Origin of the sequence: Bovifimicola ammoniilytica, assembly GCF_025567085.1 — a bacterium.
In the GTDB taxonomy this organism is placed as follows: Bacteria; Bacillota; Clostridia; order Lachnospirales; family Lachnospiraceae; genus Bovifimicola; species Bovifimicola ammoniilytica.
The window spans coordinates 147,132-153,823 of sequence record NZ_JAOQJN010000004.1 but is presented as its reverse complement, the minus strand read 5'-3'; the positions used below and the strand labels follow the sequence as shown (position 1 = coordinate 153,823).

Sequence of the window (6,692 nt, the reverse complement as noted above, 5' to 3'; positions counted from 1 at the left end):
TTTAAAATCTCCATATAATCGCCTAATTTTACCTTCATCTTCTGCAATGCTTTCGTATGAAGTTGTGATACTCTCGATTCAGATACTTCAAGTATCTTGCTGATTTCTTTAAGTGTAAGTTCTTCATAATAGTATAACAGAATAACTTTTCTTTCTTTATCAGTTAATGTTTCTAATGAATCCATAAGCTGCTGCTTAATTTCATTCTTAAGTGCAATACTTTCAGGCTGCTCATATGAATTAGACTTAATTGCATTAACTTCTTTCTCGCCTGCTGCCTCAACGAATTCATCAAGTGAAATAATATTAGTAATCTTGGCCTGTCCCTGCCAGCTTATGAGTTCTTCTGTCTCTATTCCTAATTCACTTGCTATTTCTTCGTCTTTAGCCGGTCTTCCATACTGAGTTTCTATTTTACTTATGGCCGCTTCCATCTTCTTTTGCTTCTGCCTTAATGATCTTGGAATCCAGTCCATTTTTCTTATCTGGTCTAATATAGCTCCTCTTATTCTTAGACTTGCATATGTTTCAAATTTTACACCTTTATCATAATCGAATTTATCTATTGCATCAATTAAGCCAAATATTCCATATCCAACCAAATCATCATATTCCACATTATATCCCAAATAAATACTCAGTCTTCCGGCAACAATCTTAACAAGCGGAGCATATTCTAGTATTATTTTATCTCTTATTTCACTATTCTTAGTACTCATATACTCTTTCCATAAATGGTTTCTTGAGTTCTCGTCCATCGTTGCCTCCAAGTCTCTTTATCTTTACTCTTTATTATTTTACAAATACTTAACTAATCTTCTTTTGTATTCTTAGAATTTTCTTTTTTGCTATCATTTTTATTTTCTTTATTACTATCTTTATTATTACTTTTATCCGTATCTGTATCTTCTTCCTGTGTATTTTCGCTATCTTCCTCAAGAACTTCTTTCATCGTATCTACTACCAGATATTTTTCTGCAAACATTTTAATAAATAAACCTAATACTAAGAATATTACACTTGTTGCAAGTACAATAAGCATTATTTGTCTGGTTGTATATCTGAAATAAATAGTCGCTATGCATGCTACAAAATCTGCTGCTAACATAACTATTGATGGTATATATCTGGTTCTATTCATATAAACCACTCTCCCGGTTTGTTATTAACATTTCTAAATCACTTTTTCAGTTTTACCAACTGATCTTATAATCAGATTTCCATTATTGGAATCAAATATTATGGTTCTACCATAGTTAAGTCCGGTATCCTCTGCGATAATGGGTATTCCTAAATCTGTCAGAATTTCTTTTGCAGCTTCTACATTTTTCTCGCCAACACGCATCAAATCATTATTAACAGAGCCATATGCGAACATCTGTGCTCCACCTGCTATCTTTGCAATCAGGTCATTCTTCCTTGAACCACTGTTAATCATACTTTCAAACAAATCTAAAATTCCAGTATCTGCAAATTTTGCTCTGTTTGCATTATTTCTAATCTTAGTGCTGTCGGGTAGCATTACATGTACCATACCGCTTAATTTGGTTTTAACATCATATATTACGACTCCAACACATGAACCTAACCCAAGCGTCGTAAGGCCCTTAGGTGGTTCACATATTTTCATATCAGCCATACCAACCTTCACAATTTCATCCATTTGCTGATTTCCTCCTAGACACCTAAAGATTCTAAGATTTTCTCATAAGATTCAAGTTCAGGAACAAGAATATAGTAGCCACTTATAGTTTCGTTATTATCAGCAGCCTCATCAAATTCTGTTTCTATCAGAAGAACTTTATCTCCTATTTTTCCAAATTCTATTGCTGGAACACTTAATATTGCACCAGCCATATCAATCTGAAGCATTGGAACTGATACATCAATTTTTAAATTAGTCATTTCAGACAATGAACGTAAGTATGCGCCTGAAATAATATTTCCAATTTCCATTACTGCGGACATTTCTATGTCATCAAAATTAAGACTATCATCTTCTCTTCCCATTAAGATATTAACAAGATTCTTTGCAATTGCCTCATCTAGCAGAAACATCATCATACCATTCACATCTCCGCTTAACATAATAAGTATGCCTACCATTACATTTTCTTCGCAACCAATTATAGTAGATATTTCATTAAAATCTACCAGTCGCACATGAGGTACTCCTATGTCTACTTTTTTATTAATCATCTGAGCCAATGCAGTTGTCGCATTACCTGCACCAATGTTACCAAGTTCTTTAAGAACATCATATTGCATGGAGCTTAATTCGTTTAAATCTATTTTTGACATGACACCACACCTTCAGCTTACTGATTTTCAGCAATTACATTATTTATATTAAGTAATGAAATTAATGTATTATTATTGTTATTTTTACCGATTCCACAGATATATTTAGACAATTCATCCTGTGCATCAATTGCCATCTTATCAACGTCCTGTTCTGATAAATTAACAACTTCCTTAACCATATCGACAATTATTCCAATTGGTTCCTGCTGTTCAGGCTTCAAAATAATTATTCTTGTCTTATCTGTAAATACATCTTCTTCCAAGGCAAATCTTCTTCTAAGGCTCATAATTGGAATTATCTCGCCTCGAAGATTAATTACACCATTGAAATATTTCTGTGACTTTGGAACTCTTGTTATCTTCTGCATCTTAACTATATTATCTACATAGCTAATGTCTATTCCATACTGTTCTTCACCGATATTTACAACTATATATTGTTTTGTTTCAAGTTTAGTTTCTAATTTGTTTGTATCCACTTTAGCCACCCCCATTATAATAATGTGTTAACATCAAGAATAAGGGCAACTTCGCCATCACCTAATATCGTAGCTCCGCCTATTATCTTGCTGCTATTACTTATGTATTTACCTAATGACTTAATAACGATTTCCTGCTGTCCGATTAACTTATCTACTACCAGGCCTGCAAGTTTATCACCTTTCTTAACAACTACAACTGTAAGACTTTCGTCATCTTCTGCATGTTCGATATCTAAAACTGAATCTAATCTTATAAGTGGTATAACAGTACCTCTTAAGTTGACTACTTCCTTAGTCTGTACATACTTAATCTCTGACACTGGAATATCTTCGATAGTCTGTATACCTCCTAATGAAATAGCATATTTTTCATCACCTAACTCTACCATTAATGCCTGAATAATAGCTAATGTAAGTGGTAATCTGATTACGAATGTACTTCCTTCGCCTAAGACTGTCTTAACTTCAATATCACCACCAAGTGATTCTATCTTAGTCTTAACAACATCAAGACCTACGCCACGTCCTGAAATATCTGAAACAACCTTCGCTGTTGAGAAGCTTGGTTTAAATAATAAATCAATTACCTCTTTATCAGACATAAGTTCTGCCTGTTCAGGTGTAACGGTTCCTTTTTCAACAGCTTTATTTCTTACTGCTTCAACATCAATACCATTACCATCGTCACCAACTTCAATAACAACATTGTTACCATCCTGATATGCATCAAGTCTTATTATACCAACTTCAGGCTTGCCTCTTTCAGCACGCTTCTCTGGTGATTCAAGGCCATGGTCAGCTGAATTTCTAAGTAAATGCATTAGAGGGTCACCGATTTCGTCGATTACGGTTCTGTCTAACTCTGTATCTTCACCTGTCATTACAAGTTCCATATTCTTATTGAGTTTCTTACATAAATCTCTAATCATTCTAGGGAATTTCTGTGTAACTGTCTCAATAGGCATCATACGGACTTTCATTACTGATTCATGAAGATTAGTTGTAACTCTCTCTAAGTATTCAATCTGTTCATTAAATGCCTGTGATTTAACGCTTGCATCAGATACGCTCTGTGATACAAGACCGTTCTTAGCAATGATAAGCTCGCTGACGAGATTCATCAATACATCAAGTTTCTCTATATCTACTCTGACAGAACGGTTAACAATAGGTTTACCTGTTGCCGGCTTATTACTGCTTCCCTTGGCAGGAGCTTTTGACTCTTTCTTTTCTTCTTTTTTCTCTGCAACCGCTGTTTCATTCTTCGTTTCTTCAGGAAGTTTTTCTAACTTCTCACCGATTGCATCTTTAATCTCTGATACATTCTTGATAACTCCAAGAACTTTCTCAAGAGATTCACTTGAAATTACACATATACTGAAATCAAAGTCAAACTTTTCATCTTCTATATCCTGTGCAGGTGGGTTAGATTTAATAATCTCACCAACGCTCTCTAAGTTCTTAAATACTAAAAATGCTCTTGCGGCTTTTAAAAGGCATGCTTCATCTACAAATACAGTAATTGTATACACATTCATCTTCTTTTCGAATGCTTCTTCTATTGCATGTTTTTCAAAGTCTGCAAATACAAAATCCTTGTATTTTTCTTTTTTTCCATCATCAGCCTTCTTCTCAGGTGCAGTCTGTGTCACAGTTTCTTCTTTCTTCTCTGTCTGTGGAGCACCGCCATTCAAAATAGCATCTAACTGGTTTAAAATTGCCTCATTATCGTTATCTCCCTCATCTCCAGTCTCCTGAATTATCTCAAGATAACTTTCAAGGGCATCAAGACACTGGAATAACACATCTACAAGATTAGGTGTGACTTTCATCTTACCATTTCTAATCTCTGAAAATACATTTTCCATCTGATGTGTGAGCTTCTGCATACGCTTATAGCCCATTGTACCTGCCATACCTTTTAACGAATGTGCTGCTCTGAATATCTCGTTAATAGTATCAGTATTCTCAGGTTCCTTCTCAATAATAAGCAACTGCTCATTAAGGCTTTGTAAATGTTCATTTGTTTCATCGATAAAAATCTCTAAATATTGGCTAACGTCCATCGTTTAGCACCCCCACGCTTTTTATTATTGCCTGTGCAACTTCATCTAATGGTAATACTTCATCAGCCAGACCTGCATTTATGATTGCCCTTGGCATACCATAAACTATACTTGTATTGGCATCCTGGCTAACTACATATACCTCTTTTTTTTGTTTCAATTTTTCAATACCTTTGGTTCCATCTGAACCCATTCCCGTAAGTACAACACATATTGCACTGTCATAAGCAGTCTCTGAAAGTGATTCGTACATTATGTTAGCACAAGGCTTTAAGCCTTCCCTGGGTGCTTCATCTGTAATCTTAACAATATGTCCACACCCTTTTTCATTTTTAATTCTTAGCTGGTAGCCTCCCGGTGCTATATACACATGTCCCTTTCTTAAAAGTTCACCATCTTTTGCTTCCGTCACTTCAATCTTACTTAATTCATTTAACCTCTCGGCTAATGACTTTGTAAAACCTGCCGGCATGTGCTGTACTATTATAACTGGTGCGTTCAGATTCTTTGGCAACATTGGCATCACTTCTTTTAATGCTTTAGGTCCACCTGTGGAACAGGCTATTGCGACTATCTTATCGTTACCTGAAATCACTTTAGAAGTTACACTTGTTTTTCCTGTGATAATCTTTTGTCTTGAATTACCTTCATCTTTAACTGAACCTGTAGCAACTGCCACTGCCTCTATAAGACGTTTTCTGAATTCTTCTACTGTACTGCCATTTGTATCAGACGGTTTCAGGACAAAATCAATTGCTCCGTCCTCAAGTGCAAGAATTGTCTCTGTTGCTCCCTCTTTTACTAATGTACTTACAATAATGACCTTACACCTAAGATTGTATCTCTTAATCCGCTTTAACACATCAAGTCCATTCATCTTAGGCATGTTGATATCCAAAAGAACAACATCATATTTTCCATTATTTCTAATCAGAAAATCTAATCCCTGAACACCGTCGACTGCTATATCCGCAACCATAAAACGATTATCTGTGTTTATTATATCAGACATTACTCTTCTCATAAGTGCAGAGTCATCAATTATTAAAATTTTATATTTTTGCATTACAAGCCTCCATTTCCAGATGCTTTCGGCAGAAAACTAATTTTTTTGTCTCATAAGTCTTTCCTGCTCAAATATATACCTGATAATTGTCTCTCTGGTACTATTTGGAATCTCCATATATTCTATTCTCTGTTCATATGTTGTTTCATCATTTAACAGACTTCTTGAAGACAAAACTTTTCCCATAATGCCATATACTTTTTTATTATTACTTAATGATATATCTAATTTTAACAGAACCTTTGACTTTTCTTCTAGTTTATCTCTTGAGGCGAATCTTATACCTCCTCCACTGATATCTATTATAATTCCTTTTTTTAACTTATTATTGTCTAATATCTCTTTAATCATATTCTCATCTTCAATAATCAGTTTCTCTGTATCTTCGTCAATTACTATATACTCGAAATCTTTCGTATATTCAAGTCTGTAATACTGCCTTCTTTGATATTTTTTTAATTCATAGACTAACTCAATTAATAATACATACAGACCATTTTCTTTATATCTGTCAAGTACCACAAAACGGCTCTTATACAAACCTCCAGATGTTATAAAACAAATGTCAAAACGTCCATTTACAGCAAGTGGAACTACTCTGCCTTCAACAATAGGCATAGCAATCTTTAACTGTGTTTCGTCAATAACATCATATACCTGGCTGATTAATGGTCTGTCAAAAACAGATTTCTCATCACTTAATTTTCTTCGTTCACTATTCTCTGACTTGGTTATCTCGATTCTATCTCCTAATGTTACAATCTTCGAAAGCAT

At 34.4% G+C, this 6,692-nt stretch carries 8 protein-coding genes; all 8 read right to left on the bottom strand.

Going from position 1 to position 6,692, the window contains the following annotated elements:
- Window positions 1-758 (bottom strand): FliA/WhiG family RNA polymerase sigma factor (locus OCV48_RS06430; RefSeq protein WP_147591552.1); only part of this gene is annotated, 758 nt, incomplete at its 3' end.
- Between the two features lie 53 nt (window positions 759-811).
- On the bottom strand, window positions 812-1,141 hold the full coding sequence (locus OCV48_RS06425) for a hypothetical protein (protein ID WP_021983626.1): 330 nt from the start codon (window positions 1,139-1,141) through the stop codon (window positions 812-814).
- Between the two features lie 33 nt (window positions 1,142-1,174).
- Complete coding sequence (locus tag OCV48_RS06420) at window positions 1,175-1,663, bottom strand: chemotaxis protein CheD (protein ID WP_021983627.1); 489 nt, start codon at window positions 1,661-1,663, stop codon at window positions 1,175-1,177.
- A 14-nt stretch (window positions 1,664-1,677) separates the two neighbouring features.
- Window positions 1,678-2,301 (bottom strand): chemotaxis protein CheC, encoded by a 624-nt coding sequence (locus OCV48_RS06415; protein ID WP_147591432.1) that lies wholly within the window; start codon window positions 2,299-2,301, stop codon window positions 1,678-1,680.
- A 17-nt stretch (window positions 2,302-2,318) separates the two neighbouring features.
- Window positions 2,319-2,783 carry a chemotaxis protein CheW gene (locus tag OCV48_RS06410; RefSeq protein ID WP_147591431.1) on the bottom strand — a complete coding sequence of 155 codons (465 nt, stop codon included), beginning with the start codon at window positions 2,781-2,783 and terminating at the stop codon, window positions 2,319-2,321.
- Between the two features lie 14 nt (window positions 2,784-2,797).
- Window positions 2,798-4,852, bottom strand: coding sequence for a chemotaxis protein CheA (locus OCV48_RS06405; RefSeq protein ID WP_147591430.1), 2,055 nt, complete (start codon window positions 4,850-4,852; stop codon window positions 2,798-2,800).
- Window positions 4,842-5,918 (bottom strand): protein-glutamate methylesterase/protein-glutamine glutaminase, encoded by a 1,077-nt coding sequence (locus tag OCV48_RS06400; RefSeq protein WP_147591429.1) that lies wholly within the window; start codon window positions 5,916-5,918, stop codon window positions 4,842-4,844. The genes OCV48_RS06405 and OCV48_RS06400 overlap by 11 nt, the downstream gene beginning before the upstream one ends.
- Before the next feature lie 36 nt (window positions 5,919-5,954).
- Window positions 5,955-6,692 (bottom strand): flagellar brake protein, encoded by a 738-nt coding sequence (locus tag OCV48_RS06395; protein ID WP_021983632.1) that lies wholly within the window; start codon window positions 6,690-6,692, stop codon window positions 5,955-5,957.

Excerpts from the sequence above, each read along its gene's own strand:
- OCV48_RS06425 (WP_021983626.1), bottom strand. The coding sequence starts at position 1,141 with ATGAATAGAACCAGATATATACCATCAATAGTTATGTTAGCAGCAGAT.
- OCV48_RS06420 (WP_021983627.1), bottom strand. The coding sequence starts at position 1,663 with ATGGATGAAATTGTGAAGGTTGGTATGGCTGATATGAAAATATGTGAA.
- OCV48_RS06415 (WP_147591432.1), bottom strand. The coding sequence starts at position 2,301 with ATGTCAAAAATAGATTTAAACGAATTAAGCTCCATGCAATATGATGTT.
- OCV48_RS06405 (WP_147591430.1), bottom strand. The coding sequence starts at position 4,852 with ATGGACGTTAGCCAATATTTAGAGATTTTTATCGATGAAACAAATGAA.
- OCV48_RS06400 (WP_147591429.1), bottom strand. The coding sequence starts at position 5,918 with ATGCAAAAATATAAAATTTTAATAATTGATGACTCTGCACTTATGAGA.
- OCV48_RS06395 (WP_021983632.1), bottom strand. The coding sequence starts at position 6,692 with ATGCTTTCGAAGATTGTAACATTAGGAGATAGAATCGAGATAACCAAG.